The following is a 14,228-nucleotide window of genomic DNA, read 5'->3' on the forward strand; positions in this document are numbered from 1 at the left end:
GGTGCAACAGCGCGCGTCATTGCGCGGCCTCGCGCAACTGGAAACGCTGGATCTTGCCGGTGGCGGTTTTCGGCAGGGCGTCGGCGAAGACCACGCTGCGCGGGTACTTGTAGGGGGCGATGGTCGCCTTGACGTGATCCTGCAGCGCCCTGACCGTCGCGTCATCCGGCGCATGGCCGTCGTTCAGCACTACATGGGCCTGTACGATGTTGCCACGCGCCTCGTCCGGCTTGCCGACGACGGCGCATTCGGCGACGGCGGGGTGCGACAGCAGGGCCGCCTCGACCTCGGGCCCCGAGATATTGTAGCCGGAGGTCAGGATCATGTCGTCGTTTCGGGCGCAGAAGTGCAGATAGCCGTCCTTGTCCATGGTGAAGCTGTCGCCGGTGATGTTCCAGCCGTTCAGCACATAGTCTTTTTGCCGTTCGTCGTTCAGATAGCGGCACCCGGTCGGGCCGCGCACGGCCAGCCGCCCGACCTCGCCACGCGGCACCTCGTTGGCTGCGTCGTCGATCACCCTGGCCTCGTAGCCCGTGACAGGCTTGCCGGTGCAGGCCGGGCGGTGGTCGGAAAAGCGGTTGGTGACGAAGATGTGCAGCAGTTCCGTCGCACCGATTCCGTCCAGCATCGGCTTGCCCGTCTTGGCCATCCAGTCATCGTAGATCGGAGCAGGCAGCGTTTCGCCCGCCGACACCGCGGCGCGCAGGCTGGAAAGATCCGCGCCTTCCTCCATCGCCGCAAGCATGGTGCGATAGGCGGTGGGCGCGGTGAAACAGACCGTCGCCCTGTAGGTCTGGATGATCTCGATCAGGTTCGGCGGCGAGGCGTTTTCCAACAGCGCCGCCGCCGCGCCGAAGCGCAGGGGAAACACCGCCAGGCCGCCCAGGCCGAAGGTAAAGGCAAGCGGCGGCGAACCGACAAAGACGTCGTCCGGCGTGACCTTCAGCACTTCCCTGGCATAGCCGTCCGCGATGATCAGCAGATCGCGGTGGAAGTGCATCGTCGCCTTCGGCGAGCCGGTGGTGCCCGAGGTGAAGCCCAGCAGCGCCACGTCGTCCTGACTGGTTTCGACCGCCTCGAAATGCACCGGTTTTTCCAGCGCCAGACGGTCCAGCTCGGCATCGTGATTGGCCGTGCCGTCGAACCCGACTACCGTTTTCAGGAAATCGGATGTCTTGGCGCAGGCGACCAGTTCGTCCTTCAGCCGGGTATCGCAAAGGGCATGAGAAATCTCGGCCTTGTCGACGATGGCAGTCAGTTCGCCCGTGCGCAGCATCGGCATGGTGTTCACCACCACCGCGCCCGCCTTGGTAGCGGCCAGCCAGCAGGCGACCATCGCCGGGTTGTTGGCCGAACGGATCAGGATGCGGTTGCCGGGCACGATGCCCAGATCCTCGACCAGCACATGGGCGATCCGGTTGCTCCAGTCGGACAACTCCTTGTAAGTGCGGCGGCGGCCGTTGCCGATCAGCGCCGTGTGATCGCCAAAGCCCTTGTCGACCATCCGGTCCGTCAGTTCCACGGCCGCGTTCAGGCGGTCGGGATAGTCGAACCCGTCCAGCAGCAGGTCCGGCCATTGATCCGCGGGCGGCAGGTTGTCCCGGGCGAAGGTATCGGTATGAGCCGAGGGTCTGAGCATTTCATCCTCCCAGATGCGCGCCGAGGGTCTGCCGCGCGATCACCACGCGCTGCACGTCCGAAGCGCCTTCGTAGATGCGCAGCGCACGGATTTCGCGGTACAGCCGCGCGACCGTCTCGCCGGATCTCACCCCGTCGCCGCCGAACAGCTGCACGGCGCGGTCGATGACCCGCTGCGCGTGATCGGTGGCGAAAAGCTTTGCCATCGCCGCTTCGCGGGTGACGCGGGGCGCGCCCGAATCCTTGGTCCAGGCCGCGCGATAGACCAGCAGCGCGGCGGCATCCACGTCCAGCGCCATGTCGGCGACATGGCCCTGGACCATCTGCAGATCAAAGAGAGGCGCGCCGCCGATTCGGCGAGTATTGACCCGTGTCAGAGCCTCATCCAACGCCCGTCGTGCAAAGCCCAAAGCGGCCGCGGCCACGGTCGACCGAAAGACGTCCAGCACCGACATGGCGATCCGGAACCCGTCGCCCGGCGCGCCGATCATCGCGTCGGCGGGGATGCGGCAATCGGAAAACCGCAACGTGGCGAGGGGGTGCGGGGCGATGGTTTGCAGCCGTTCCGCGACCTCGAACCCGGGCAGGCCGGCGGGCAGGACAAAAGCCGAAAGGCCCTTGGCCCCGGGCGCCTCGCCGGTGCGGGCAAAAAGCGTGTAGACATCTGCGATGCCGCCATTGGAAATCCAGGTCTTTTCGCCGTTCAGGATAAAGTCGTTCCCGTCGCGCACTGCCGTCATCGTGGAATTGGCGACGTCCGAGCCCGATTGCGGCTCGGTCAGCGCAAAGGCCGAAATCGCCTTGCCCGAACGGGTCAGCGATAGCCATTCCGCTTTCTGCGCCTCGGTCCCGAACAGCGAAATCGCGCCGGTGCCCAACCCCTGCATGGCAAAGGCGAAATCCGCCAGACCGTCATGGCGTGCCAGAGTCTCGCGGATCAGGCACAGCGTGCGGACATCCAGGACACCCCCTTCGGTAGACACGCCAGTGTGCTTCAGCCAACCGTCCCGGCCGAGGGCTGCGACCAGGTTGCGGCACGCCCGGTCGGTATCCCCGTGGTCGACCCCCGAAAGCTCCCGATCCGCCCAGTCCTCCAGCGCATCCGCCAATTCGCGGTGCCGCGCTTCAAAGAAGGGCCAGTTCAGGAAAGACCGGTCCGGCATGGTTCAATCCCCTTCGAAAACCGGTTTCTCGCGGGCGACAAAGGCGCGGTAGGCGCGTTCGAAATCGCCGGTCTGCATGCAGATCGCCTGCGCCTGCGCCTCGGCCTCGATGGCCTGTTCGATGGACATGGACCATTCCTGAACCAGCATGGTCTTGGTCATCATGTGGCCGAAATTCGGGCCTTCGACCAGGCGCGCCGCCAGTTCGCGGGCCGCAGCGTCCAGTTCGGCCGCCGGAACCAGCCGGTTGAAGAAGCCCCAACGCTCGCCCTCTTCGGCGCTCATGGACCGTCCGGAATACAGCAGTTCCGCCGCGCGTCCCTGGCCGATGATCCGGGGCAGGATGGCGCAGGCCCCCATGTCGCACCCGGCGAGCCCGACCCGGGTGAACAGGAACGCGGTCTTCGCCTCTGGCGTCGCAAGCCGCAGATCGCTGGCCATTGCGATGATCGCGCCCGCGCCGACGCAGATCCCGTCGATGGCCGCGATGACCGGCTTTCCGCAATTCACCATCGCCTTGACCAGATCGCCGGTCATGCGGGTGAAGGCCAGCAATTCCTTCATGTTCATGCGGGTCAGCGGGCCGATGATGTCATGCACGTCCCCGCCCGAGCTGAAATTGCCACCGTTCGATGCAAAGACCACCGCCTTGATGTCATCCGAATAGGCCAGATCGCGGAACCAGTCGCGCAGTTCGGCATAGCTGTCGAAGGTCAGCGGGTTCTTGCGGTCGGGCCGGTTCAGCGAGACCGTCGCGATGCCATCGGAGATCGCGCAAAGAAAATGCGTCGTGTCACTGCGCATGTCCATCATTTCCCCTCGTCCAAGGCCGTCATCAATTCGTCCATCCGCGCACCTATCGCCGCGGCCTCTGTCGCGCCCAGCGCCCCCAGCATCTCGTCGATCCAGCCTTGGTGGGCCGCCGCCTGCGTGGCGAAGTCGGCCTGCCCCTTGCGCGTCAGCCGCACCAGAGACGCGCGCCGGTCCCCTTCGACCGCGACGCGCATGACCAACCCTTCTTCCACCAGCCGGTCCACGATGCCTGTGACATTGCCGTTCGAGACCCTCAGAACCCCGGAAAGCTGGCTCATCTTCAGCCCGTCCTTGTGGCGCGACAGCGCCGCCATCACGTCAAAACGCGGCAGGGTCGAGTCGAATTCCCTTCGCAGGTTGGCGCGCAGCTGCGCCTCGATCCCGCGGGACAGCTTCAGCAGGCGCAGCCAAAGCCGCAAGCGTTCCTTGCTGGGGTTTTCGGCGGATTTGCGATTGGGCCGGGTCATCGGATCCCTCCGGACAAGTCTGACAAGCCGGTCGCAAACGCAGCCCGATCCGTTGAACGACCGCCGGTCACCTGGGCTTGTGTATCAGAAACGACCATTGCGCACCTCTGTTGCAGAGAACACTAGCAACGGGAATTTGTTTCAACAATATAAATTTTGAACTTGAAGGAAATGCGGGAATTCACGGCGCCCGGAACAACCTTTGCCGGACGTTTCCGCAACAACCCTTTGACGGATCGCGATTCCCGATCCTATCCTTTTGAAGCATGGCATGGCGGAACCCTTCCGCCACGACTTGCAGTGTTGAAGAATTCAACGGTTCCAGTGACCACAACGTCGACCCGGTGAGAGATGATCGGAGTTCTGAACAACCGGACCTACCGCCACCTCTACGCAGCCCAGATCGTGGCGCTGACGGGTACCGGGCTGGCGACCGTCGCGCTTGGGCTGCTGGCATATGATCTGGCCGGGGCGGCAGCGGGGCTGGTGCTGGGTACGGCGCTGACCATCAAGATGCTGGCCTATGTGATCGTGGCCCCGCTGGCTGCGGCGATTGCCGAGCGGGTGGACCGGCGCCGGATGCTGGTGACGCTGGACATGGTGCGGGCCGCCGTCGCCGTCTGCCTGCCCTTCGTGAGCGAAATCTGGCAGATCTACGTGCTGATCTTCGTGCTGCAATCGGCCTCGGCCGGCTTCACTCCAGCCTTTCAGGCCACCATCCCGGACGTTCTGCCGGACGAGCGCGACTATACCCAGGCCCTGTCCCTGTCGCGCCTGGCGATGGACCTGGAAAGCCTGCTCAGCCCCATGCTGGCCGCGGCGCTACTGTTGATGGTCAGTTTCGACGGCCTGTTCTGGGGCACCGGACTGGGCTTTGCGGCCTCGGCGCTGCTGGTCGTGTTGGTGGCGCTGCCCTCGCCCAAACCCGTCCCGCGGCGCGGGATCTACGACCGGACGACCCGTGGGCTGCGGATCTACCTGAAGACGCCCCGACTGCGCGGGCTGTTGGCGCTGAGCTGGGTGTCGGCGGCGCTTGGCTCGATGGTCATCGTGAACACCGTGGTGATCGTGCGCTCGGACCTGCGGCTGGCGGAAAGCGCCGTGGCACTGGCGCTGGCGGGGTTCGGCCTTGGGTCGATGTTGGCCGCCCTGATCCTGCCGCGCCTGCTGGACCGGGTCGAGGATCGCAGCGTCATGCTGGCCGGTGCAATGCTCGGAACGGGCGCGATGGGGCTGACCGCCCTGATGTCCGCGGCGTTGCCGATGACTCTGTCCATGCTGGCCCTGTCCTGGGCCCTGATCGGGTTCGGCTATTCCACGGTGCTGACGCCGTCGGGCCGCCTGCTGACGCGTTCGGCGCATCCCGCCGACCGCCCGGCGGTCTTCGCCGCGCAGTTCACGCTGTCCCACGCCTGCTGGCTGGTCTTCTACCCGTTGTCGGGCTGGCTGATGACCGTCAGCGGCGCGACTGTGACGATGGCGGCGCTGACGACGGCCTCGGTGGGCGGTGTCCTGACCGCCTGGGCGGTCTGGCCACGGAACACCGCCCAGCCCGTGCCGCACAGCCATCCCGATCTGCCGCCCGATCACCCGCATCTGAATGGCAACGGGCCACACAGTCACGCCATCATCATAGACGAACTCCATCCCCGGTATCCGCAGGAGCCTTGAGCCCCGGACGGGATGTGCTTTACACCAACTCGGGATACGACCCGCACCGGAGAATCCATGGACCAGCTGGACCGCCGAATCATCGCCGCCCTGCAGCACAACGCGCGGGAATCGACGACCAAGATTGCGGCCAGGCTGGGCGTGGCCCGCACCACCGTGCACGAGCGGATCGCGCGCATGGAAGAACGCGGCGAGATCGCCGGCTACTCGGTGGTTCTGCGCGAACCGCAGGATGAAAGCCGGGTGCAGGTGGTCGTCATGCTGGAAGTTCAGCAGAAAGAGACCGCGCGCATCATCAAACGGCTGGAAGCCTATCCCGAGGTCAAGCTCTGCCTGTCGATCAACGGCGAATTCGACCTTCTGCTCTCGGCCGAAGCCCCCCGGATCGAGGATCTGGACGTTCTGGTCGACGAACTGGCCGAAATCCCGGGCGTGCTGCGCACCAACACCAGCGTCGTCTTTGGCCGCCGCATAGACCGTTCCTGACGATATGATGCATGATCCGTCATTATGACGGGATCGTAGGTCATTCCGTCACTCTGATCCCTACAGACCGAACAGCGGATACGTCAGACTTGCTGACAGAGAAGGAGACGTGCCATGCAATGGAATATCTGCATCGTCGGGGCCGGAAAGATCGGCCAGATGATCGCCACTTTGCTCAAGACCTCGCCCAATTACACCGTCACCGTGGCCGACCACGATCTGGCCGCGCTGGCGGTGCTGAACAGGATGGGCGTGGCAACCAAACAAATCGACGCCAAGGACGAGGCCAGTCTGGCCGACGGGCTGCAGGGATTTGACGCGGTGATTTCGGCCGCGCCGTTCTTCCTGACGCCTGCGATCGCCAAAGCCGCCAGGCAGGCCGGCGCGCATTATTTCGACCTGACCGAGGATGTCGCCGCCACCAAGGCCGTGCGCGATCTGGCCCAGGGCAGCAAGACCGCCTTCATGCCGCAATGCGGGCTGGCGCCCGGTTTCGTCGGCATCGCCGGCGCCGCCCTGGCCGCCGAATTCGACGAGCTTGACACCCTGCACATGCGCGTGGGCGCTCTGCCGCTCTATCCGACCAACGCGTTGAAATACAACCTGACCTGGTCCACCGACGGGCTGATCAACGAATACTGCAACCCCTGCGACGCCATCGTAAACGGCGAGCGGGTCAAGACCGCGCCGCTGGAGGATTACGAGATCCTCGGCCATGACGGTGTGGAGTACGAATGCTTCAACACCTCGGGCGGGCTTGGCACGTTGCCCGAGACGCTGGAAGGCAAGGCGCGGTCGGTCTCCTACCGCTCGATCCGCTATCCCGGTCACCGCGACATCCTGAAACTGCTCCTGAACGATCTGGGGCTGGAGCGGCGCCGCGACCTGCTCAAGGAAATCTTCGAATCCGCCCTGCCGCGCACGGATCAGGACGTGGTGCTGGTCTATTGCACCGCAAAAGGCCGGATCGACGGGCAGTTGCGGGAAAAGAGCCTGATCAACAAATCCTTCTCGCGCCTGATCGACGGACAGGTCTGGAGCGCCATCCAGGTTACCACCGCCGCCGGCGTGTTGGGCGTCGTGGACCTGATGCGCACCGGAATCCTGCCGTCGAACGGGTTCGTCCGGCAAGAGCAGGTAAAGCTCTCGGACTTTCTCAACACCGAATTTGGCCGCCTCTACCGGGCGGGGGACGTAACCGCACAGAACAAGGCTGCCTGAACCATGAAAGACATCGTCATGACTGCTGAAACCACCCTTGCGAAACTGGGGCTGACCGCCGCTGAACTGTCCGGCGGCACGCTCAAGGTGACCTCGCCGATCGATGGCAGCCTGCTGGCCGAGGTGCATGAAACGCCTGCCGCCGAAATGGGCGCGATCCTTGCCAGGGCCAAGGCGGCCTTCAAGGCGTGGCGCACCGTTCCGGCCCCGCGCCGCGGCGAGCTGATCAGGCTGCTCGGCGAGGAACTGCGCGCCGCCAAGGACGATCTCGGCGCGCTGGTCAGCTGGGAAGCCGGCAAGATCACTTCCGAAGGTCTGGGCGAGGTGCAGGAGATGATCGACATCTGCGATTTCGCCGTCGGCCTGTCGCGCCAGCTTTACGGCCTGACCATCGCCAGCGAACGTCCGGGTCACAGGATGATGGAGACCTGGCACCCGGCGGGGCCCGTGGGCGTGATCTCGGCCTTCAACTTCCCTGTCGCGGTCTGGTCCTGGAACGCGGCGTTGGCGCTGGTCTGCGGCGATCCGGTGATCTGGAAGCCGTCGGAAAAAACGCCGCTGACCGCGCTGGCCTGCCAGAAGATCTTTGAAAAGGCTCTGGCCCGGTTCGGCGATGCGCCCGACGGCCTGCTGCAAGTGCTGGTCGGCGGCGCCGATCTGGGCAAGGCGCTGGTCGAAAGCGAGGACGTGCCGATCATCTCGGCCACAGGTTCGACCCGCATGGGCCGCGCCGTCGCGCCCATCGTGGCCCAGCGTTTCGGCAAATGCATCCTCGAGCTTGGCGGCAACAACGCCATGATCGTCGGCCCGTCCGCGGATCTGGAAATGGCCGTTCGCGCCATCGTCTTCTCGGCCGTGGGCACCGCCGGGCAACGCTGCACCTCGCTGCGCCGCCTGATCGTGCACAACTCGATCAAGGACGATCTGGTCGCGCGCCTCAAGAGGGCCTATGCCGGTCTGCCCATCGGCAACCCGCTGACCGAAGGCACGCTGGTCGGGCCGCTGGTGGACGAGGCGGCGGGCAAGGCGATGGCGGCGGCGCTGGAAGCGGCCAGGGCCCAAGGCGGCACCGTGTTCGGCGGCGCCCGCGTCACGCAGGACGTCCCCGAGGGCGGCGTCTACGTGGAACCGGCGATCGTCGAGATGCCGGGCCAGACCGAAACCGTGAAGACCGAAACCTTTGCGCCGATCCTCTACGTTCTGGGCTATGACGACTTTTCCGATGCGCTGGAAATCCAGAACGACGTGCCGCAGGGCCTGAGTTCCTGCGTCTTCACGCTCAACATGCGCGAGGCCGAGCAGTTCCTGTCGGCGGCCGGGTCCGATTGCGGCATCGCCAACGTCAACATCGGCCCGTCCGGCGCCGAGATCGGCGGGGCATTTGGTGGCGAAAAGGAAACCGGCGGCGGGCGCGAAAGCGGCTCGGACGCCTGGAAAGCCTACATGCGCCGCCAGACCAACACGGTGAACTACTCGGCCGAACTGCCGCTGGCCCAGGGCGTCAAGTTCGATATCTGATCGGGATACGCACCGGACCCGCCCGGCCACCCTTGCCGGGCGGGTTGTCACGTTGGCCAAAACTGTGCTTGGCCGATAACTCTCTGTAAACGAGAGAGTGGCTAGCTTGGTCGGGATCGATGGACTCCCGGACCGGCAGAATGCCCAAACCCACGACCACGAAACCGCTTGTGTCGCCTCTGGCCGCGCTGCTGCTGCCGGTCTGGCTGATCCTCGCCGCGCCTGCTCTCTCCGACACGCGGGCAGGCGAAATCTGCGACGCCGCTGCGCGGCGCGCTGCGCGATCCGAGGGTGTGCCGCTCGACGTGTTGCGCGCGATCACGCGGGTCGAAACCGGGCGCATGGTCAACGGCAGACGCGTCCCCTGGCCCTGGGCGGTCAACTTGGAAGGCAAGGGGTTCTGGTTCGACAACGAGGCCGAGGCCAAGGCCTACGTATCCAAGGTGTTCAAGGCCGGCGCCCGAAGTTTCGATATCGGCTGCTTTCAGATCAACTACCGCTGGCACGGCCAGGGTTTCCGCTCCATCGACGCGATGTTCGACCCCAACCAGAACGCGGCCTACGCCGCCCGCTTCCTGCGCGAACTTCACGCCGAATTCGGCTCATGGACCGCCGCCGCCGGGGCCTATCACTCGCGCACCGCAGCGCTGGCGGCCGCCTATTCGCAACGGCTCGAAGCCACCCTTGCCGCTTTGGACGGCGGGCCCGGTCACCGTGTCGACGCCGTGGCGCGAGAGGCAAATACAGTCTCTAATCAACCACTTTTCTCCGGTTCGGGAACGTATGGTCCAGCCGTCCTCGGTTCCCTGGTTCCGGTTTCGGGCGAACGCACCGCCTTCATCGTCTTCAAATAGGAGCTCCGCTTGCTCAGGATCGATCCGCGCACCCTGTTTTCCCCCACCGTGCTATTGGCGCTGGCGCTGATGGCGGTCATCGTCATGATGATCCTGCCGATGCCGGCCTGGGTTCTCGACGTCGGTCTGGCGGCGTCCTTCGCACTGGCAATCCTCATCTTCACGCTGACCCTTTTCATCGAGCGCCCGCTGGATTTCTCGTCTTTCCCCACGATCCTGCTGGCCTCGTTGATGCTGCGCCTGTCGCTCAACGTCTCGTCCACCAAATTGATCATCGGGCAGGGCCACACCGGCCCCAACGCCGCGGGCGACGTGATCGAAGGGTTTGCGCAGTTCATCATGAGCGGCAGCATCTTCCTCGGTCTCGTGGTGTTCGGCGTTCTGCTGATCGTCAACTTCATGGTGATCACCAAGGGTGCCGCCCGCATGGCCGAGGTCGGCGCGCGATTTGCGCTGGACGGCATGCCTGGCAAGCAGCTCGCCATCGACAGCGACATGTCGGCCGGCGCCATCGACCATCAGCAGGCCAAGGCGCGGCGGGAACTTGAGCAGCAGGAGACCACGTTTTTCGGCTCGCTCGACGGCGCGTCGAAATTCGTCAAGGGCGATGCGGTTGCCGGGCTGCTGATCACCCTGCTGAACCTGGTCATGGGTCTGATCATGGGAACGCTGGTGCACGGAATGCCGGTCGCCTCGGCCTTTGAAACCTATGCCATCCTCACCGTCGGCGACGGGTTGGTGTCGCAGATCCCGGCCGTGATCATCTCCATCGCCTCGGCGCTGTTGCTGGCGCGCGGCGGCACCCAGGGGGCGACCGACAACGCGATTTTCTCCCAACTCGGGCGCCACCCTGCCGCGCTGGGCACCGTTGCCGTCCTGATGGCGGTTTTCGCCCTGGTGCCCGGGCTGCCCTTCGTTCCGTTCATGATCGGAACCGCAGTTCTGGGCTTTGCAGCCTATTCGGTCCACAAAAGGCACGACAGGGAATTGCCCGGCGTCGACGGCACCCCCGCCGACGTTCAGCGCCCCGTGTCGCAGGCGATCGGAGACGTCCTGGATCTGGACGACATCCACCTCGAATTCGCTCCGGATCTCGTGAGCATGGTGCTGAATCCGGGTACCGGTCTTGATGCGCGGATCGCCAACATGCGCACCCATATCGCCTCGGTATTCGGCCTCATTCTGCCCGACATCCGGCTGACGGACCGGGCCGACCTGTCCACCGGCACCTATGTCATCCGCATCCACGGCGTCGAGCAGGCGCGCGGCGTCCTGAACCCCGATCTGGTTCTCGCCCTCGTGCAAGAGGGTGCGGACACATTGCCGGACGGCGAAAACGTGACCGAACCGGTCTACGGAGCGCCGGCCCGCTGGATCCGACCGCAGGACCAGGAGGCTGCGGCGCTGTCCGGCGCCACGATCGTTACGCCGCCCGAGATCCTGGCCACGCATCTGCTGGAGATCATCAAGCAGAACTTCGCCCGCCTGCTGACGCTCAAATCCCTGCGTCGCCTCCTGTCCGAATTGACCCGTCTCAGCGATCCGGTGCGGGCCGAAGCGAACCGCAAGCTGCTGGACGAACTGATTCCGGACAAGGTTCCCGTCGACACGCTGCACGCGGTCCTGCGCCTGCTGCTGGAAGAACGGGTCTCGATCCGCAACATGCCGCTGATCCTCGAATCCGTGGCCGAGGCGCGGCTGTTCGTGACCCAGCCCGAAGCGATCTGCGAGCTTGTACGGCAGCGGCTGGGGTTTCAACTGGTGGCCGACCTGAAGCGCGAAGACGGGTCGATCCCACTGATCCAGCTGGCGCCCGAATGGGAAGACACCTTCGCCATGTACCAGATCGACGCCAGCGCGTCGGGCCAGGACGTGGCGCTGCCGCCCGATCTGTTCAACAAGCTGGCCAACGGCGTCGCCGGGCGCGTGGCGCAAACGGCCGATCGCGGCCTCTACCCGGCGCTGGTCACTTCGACACGTAGACGGCGTTTCCTCCGCACCATCCTGCGCGCACGCGGGATCGCAAACCCGGTCCTGTCTTTCGAGGAAATCGGGCTCGAGGCACGTCCGGCGCTGGTCGGCACCGTGGCCGCATGATCGCCTTGCCGCCTGACCTGCTCCCTTTGCTGGAGTCCGGGTTCTGGCATATGCTCGCGGTTTTCCTCCGTGTATTGGCCATGGTGTCCGTCATGCCGGCCTTTGGCGAGCGATGGATCCCGATGCGGGTAAGGCTTGGCGCGGCGGCAGCCTTCACCCTGATCGTCGCCCCTTCGGTTCACAGCCCGGGCGGTGCGCGAAACCTGACGGGCCTCGTCATGCTGGCCGGAACCGAAATCCTGATCGGCCTCGGGCTGGGAATGGGATTCCGCCTCTTCGTTCTGGCCCTGCAGACGGCAGGCTCGATCGCCGCGCAGGCGACGTCGCTGTCGCAGATTCTCGGCGGTGCGGCGGCGGAACCGGTTCCGGCCATGAGCTATCTGCTGATGCTGGCTGGGCTCGCCCTCGCCGCCCTTCTGGGGCTTCACGTCCGCGCCGCCGAGTTCCTGATCCACAGCTACGATCTGTTTCCCGCCGGAACTCTGCCCGCGGCACCCGATCTGTCGGCTCGGGGCGTCGGTCAGGTGTCGCGCAGCTTTGCCCTTGCCTTCGGCCTGGCGGCTCCGTTCGTAATCGCCTCGCTGCTCTACAATCTGGCGCTCGGCGTCATCAACCGGGCGATGCCGCAACTCATGGTGGCCTTTGTCGGCGCCCCTGCCATCACGTTGGGCGGTCTGTTTTTACTTTTCGCCGGCGCGCCGTTGATCCTTTCCGTCTGGTCCGGCGCCCTTTTCGACTTCCTGGTGAACCCGATCGGCAAGTCCCCATGAGCGCGCCGGACGACGACAGCGAGAAACCCTTCGACCCGACGCAGCAAAAGCTTCTGAAGGCGCGCCAAAAGGGCGAAGTTGCGAAATCCACCGACCTTTCCGCCGTCGCCGGGTACGCCGGCCTTCTGCTGGCCCTTGTCGCGGCCGGAGAAGCGGTGCTGAGACAGCTGGGCACGGTGTTCGCCGTGTTGATCGACCAATCCGATCGGTTGTCCGGCCTCTTGATCGATGGTCACGCCCAGGCGCCGATGGCCGGTCTGATCGGCCGAACCGGCCTGTCGGTTTTGCCGCTGTTCGCGGTCCCGGCCATCGCCGTACTACTGAGCATCATCGCGCAAAGGGCATTCATCGTTGCCCCCGGCAAAATTCGGCCCCGGTTGTCGCGGGTTTCAATCCTGTCCAACGCCAAGAACAAGTTCGGCCGCGGCGGGCTTTTCGAGTTCGCAAAAAGCTTCGTGAAGCTCCTGCTCTTCTCCCTGTGTCTGGCCGTTTTCCTGCGCGCCAATCTGGCCGGGATCGTCGCGGCAAGCGCCTCCGATGCGCAGGGCTCGATCATGTTGATGACCGACCTGGTCATCCGGTTCACGTCCACCGTCATTGCCGTGGCCCTGTTGATCGGGGCGGTCGACTACCTGTGGCAGTTTTCCGAACACCTCCGGAAGAACCGCATGTCGCGCAAGGAGATCCAGGATGAAATGAAAGAGGCCGAAGGCGATCCTCATGTGAAACAGCAGCGCCGGCAGCGCGCGCAGGAAATCGCGATGAACCGCATGATGGTGGACGTTCCGACGGCGGATGTGGTCATCGTGAACCCGACCCATTTCGCGGTGGCGCTGAAGTGGTCGCGCGCGCCCGGCGCGGCTCCTGTCTGTGTCGCCAAGGGGATCGACGAGATCGCCGCCGCCATCCGCGCCGCCGCCGATGCCGCCGGCGTGCCGATCCATTCCGATCCGCCCACGGCCAGGGCCCTGCACGCAACTGTCGCCATCGGGCAGGAGATCGCGGAAGAGCACTATCGCCCGGTCGCCGCCGCGATCCGCTTTGCCGAAGCCATGCGCAAACGCGCGAAAGGCCAGATCCGATGAAGAAATCCGACCTGACCGAAATCGGGCAAGTCGCCGAAGCACTGTATCTCGACCAGTTCGAGAAACTGCGCCCGATCCTGGCAAGGGAGGCGCAAATCCAACAGCAGTTGAGCCGACTCGCCCTTCAGGAAAAGGACGTCCGCGAAACGGAAGGGCAGCTGTCCGACTACCGGGCGTTCGGCGCCGACATCCTGTGGCGCAGTTGGGAAGCCCGCACCCGACGTGGCCTGAACATGGAACTGGCCCGGCTCCGCGCCCAGAAGCTGACGGCGATCGACGGTTTGCGCCGCGCACATGGCCGCCGCGAGGCGATCGGAGATCTGGCCGCGCGGTTGGAACAGGCTTGCAAAAGTCGGCGCGCAAAGGCGCAAATCGAAGACCTCTGCACACCGGGTTTGCTCGACCGGGACCGTTGATCCCGACACCCCAAAGCGCCGCCCGGCGC

The 14,228-nt window shown here is 65.1% G+C and carries 13 protein-coding genes; 9 read left to right on the forward strand and 4 right to left on the reverse strand.

Translation table 11 applies throughout. From position 1 onward, the window contains the following. Window positions 1-16: 16 nt before the first annotated feature. From FGK63_RS13300 to FGK63_RS13315, 4 genes are read right to left on the reverse strand one after another with little or no spacing between them, the layout of a single operon-like run. On the reverse strand, window positions 17-1,639 hold the full coding sequence (locus FGK63_RS13300) for an AMP-binding protein (RefSeq protein WP_138843006.1): 1,623 nt from the start codon (window positions 1,637-1,639) through the stop codon (window positions 17-19). Window position 1,640: 1 nt separating this feature from the next. Continuing rightward, window positions 1,641-2,801, reverse strand: coding sequence for an acyl-CoA dehydrogenase family protein (locus FGK63_RS13305; RefSeq protein ID WP_138843008.1), 1,161 nt, complete (start codon window positions 2,799-2,801; stop codon window positions 1,641-1,643). Between the two features lie 3 nt (window positions 2,802-2,804). Continuing rightward, a complete protein-coding gene (locus tag FGK63_RS13310; RefSeq protein ID WP_138843010.1) occupies window positions 2,805-3,605 on the reverse strand; it encodes an enoyl-CoA hydratase family protein in 801 nt (266 codons plus the stop codon). A 5-nt stretch (window positions 3,606-3,610) separates the two neighbouring features. Then, on the reverse strand, window positions 3,611-4,081 hold the full coding sequence (locus FGK63_RS13315; protein WP_138843012.1) for a MarR family winged helix-turn-helix transcriptional regulator: 471 nt from the start codon (window positions 4,079-4,081) through the stop codon (window positions 3,611-3,613). Window positions 4,082-4,432: 351 nt separating this feature from the next. Between FGK63_RS13315 and FGK63_RS13320 the strand changes: the two genes are divergently transcribed. The 9 genes from FGK63_RS13320 to FGK63_RS13360 all read left to right on the forward strand — a co-directional run bounded on the left by FGK63_RS13320 (window position 4,433) and on the right by FGK63_RS13360 (window position 14,199). Beyond that, window positions 4,433-5,752, forward strand: coding sequence for an MFS transporter (locus FGK63_RS13320; protein ID WP_138843014.1), 1,320 nt, complete (start codon window positions 4,433-4,435; stop codon window positions 5,750-5,752). Between the two features lie 57 nt (window positions 5,753-5,809). After that, window positions 5,810-6,238 carry an Lrp/AsnC family transcriptional regulator gene (locus tag FGK63_RS13325; RefSeq protein WP_138843016.1) on the forward strand — a complete coding sequence of 143 codons (429 nt, stop codon included), beginning with the start codon at window positions 5,810-5,812 and terminating at the stop codon, window positions 6,236-6,238. Window positions 6,239-6,352: 114 nt separating this feature from the next. After that, the gene (locus FGK63_RS13330; RefSeq protein ID WP_138843018.1) at window positions 6,353-7,459 is read left to right on the forward strand and encodes a saccharopine dehydrogenase family protein; all 1,107 of its coding nucleotides are present in this window, start codon (window positions 6,353-6,355) and stop codon (window positions 7,457-7,459) included. An 18-nt stretch (window positions 7,460-7,477) separates the two neighbouring features. Continuing rightward, on the forward strand, window positions 7,478-8,977 hold the full coding sequence (gene amaB, locus FGK63_RS13335) for an L-piperidine-6-carboxylate dehydrogenase (RefSeq protein ID WP_425471847.1): 1,500 nt from the start codon (window positions 7,478-7,480) through the stop codon (window positions 8,975-8,977). 140 nt (window positions 8,978-9,117) lie between these two features. Continuing rightward, the gene (locus FGK63_RS13340) at window positions 9,118-9,831 is read left to right on the forward strand and encodes a transglycosylase SLT domain-containing protein (protein WP_138843022.1); all 714 of its coding nucleotides are present in this window, start codon (window positions 9,118-9,120) and stop codon (window positions 9,829-9,831) included. A 69-nt stretch (window positions 9,832-9,900) separates the two neighbouring features. After that, window positions 9,901-11,928: a flagellar biosynthesis protein FlhA gene (gene flhA, locus FGK63_RS13345; RefSeq protein ID WP_425471852.1), complete on the forward strand. Its 2,028-nt coding sequence runs from the start codon at window positions 9,901-9,903 to the stop codon at window positions 11,926-11,928. After that, window positions 11,925-12,698, forward strand: coding sequence for a flagellar biosynthetic protein FliR (locus FGK63_RS13350; RefSeq protein ID WP_138843026.1), 774 nt, complete (start codon window positions 11,925-11,927; stop codon window positions 12,696-12,698). The genes flhA and FGK63_RS13350 overlap by 4 nt, the downstream gene beginning before the upstream one ends. Continuing rightward, entirely contained in the window at window positions 12,695-13,783 is a 1,089-nt protein-coding gene (gene flhB, locus FGK63_RS13355) for a flagellar type III secretion system protein FlhB (RefSeq protein ID WP_138843028.1), read from the forward strand. Before FGK63_RS13350 ends, flhB begins: the two co-directional genes overlap by 4 nt. Continuing rightward, window positions 13,780-14,199: a hypothetical protein gene (locus FGK63_RS13360; RefSeq protein WP_138843031.1), complete on the forward strand. Its 420-nt coding sequence runs from the start codon at window positions 13,780-13,782 to the stop codon at window positions 14,197-14,199. The genes flhB and FGK63_RS13360 overlap by 4 nt, the downstream gene beginning before the upstream one ends. Window positions 14,200-14,228: the final 29 nt, after the last annotated feature.

It is taken from the genome of Ruegeria sediminis, assembly GCF_005938215.1.
GTDB classification, from domain to species: domain Bacteria; phylum Pseudomonadota; class Alphaproteobacteria; order Rhodobacterales; family Rhodobacteraceae; genus Ruegeria; species Ruegeria sediminis.

What these genes read in the sequence shown, in the direction of transcription:
- FGK63_RS13300 (WP_138843006.1), bottom strand. Translation starts at nt 1,639, where the DNA reads ATGCTCAGACCCTCGGCTCATACCGATACCTTCGCCCGGGACAACCTG.
- FGK63_RS13305 (WP_138843008.1), bottom strand. Translation starts at nt 2,801, where the DNA reads ATGCCGGACCGGTCTTTCCTGAACTGGCCCTTCTTTGAAGCGCGGCAC.
- FGK63_RS13310 (WP_138843010.1), bottom strand. Translation starts at nt 3,605, where the DNA reads ATGCGCAGTGACACGACGCATTTTCTTTGCGCGATCTCCGATGGCATC.
- FGK63_RS13315 (WP_138843012.1), bottom strand. Translation starts at nt 4,081, where the DNA reads ATGACCCGGCCCAATCGCAAATCCGCCGAAAACCCCAGCAAGGAACGC.
- FGK63_RS13320 (WP_138843014.1), top strand. Translation starts at nt 4,433, where the DNA reads ATGATCGGAGTTCTGAACAACCGGACCTACCGCCACCTCTACGCAGCC.
- FGK63_RS13325 (WP_138843016.1), top strand. Translation starts at nt 5,810, where the DNA reads ATGGACCAGCTGGACCGCCGAATCATCGCCGCCCTGCAGCACAACGCG.
- FGK63_RS13330 (WP_138843018.1), top strand. Translation starts at nt 6,353, where the DNA reads ATGCAATGGAATATCTGCATCGTCGGGGCCGGAAAGATCGGCCAGATG.
- amaB (WP_425471847.1), top strand. Translation starts at nt 7,478, where the DNA reads ATGACTGCTGAAACCACCCTTGCGAAACTGGGGCTGACCGCCGCTGAA.
- FGK63_RS13340 (WP_138843022.1), top strand. Translation starts at nt 9,118, where the DNA reads ATGCCCAAACCCACGACCACGAAACCGCTTGTGTCGCCTCTGGCCGCG.
- flhA (WP_425471852.1), top strand. Translation starts at nt 9,901, where the DNA reads ATGGCGGTCATCGTCATGATGATCCTGCCGATGCCGGCCTGGGTTCTC.
- FGK63_RS13350 (WP_138843026.1), top strand. Translation starts at nt 11,925, where the DNA reads ATGATCGCCTTGCCGCCTGACCTGCTCCCTTTGCTGGAGTCCGGGTTC.
- flhB (WP_138843028.1), top strand. Translation starts at nt 12,695, where the DNA reads ATGAGCGCGCCGGACGACGACAGCGAGAAACCCTTCGACCCGACGCAG.
- FGK63_RS13360 (WP_138843031.1), top strand. Translation starts at nt 13,780, where the DNA reads ATGAAGAAATCCGACCTGACCGAAATCGGGCAAGTCGCCGAAGCACTG.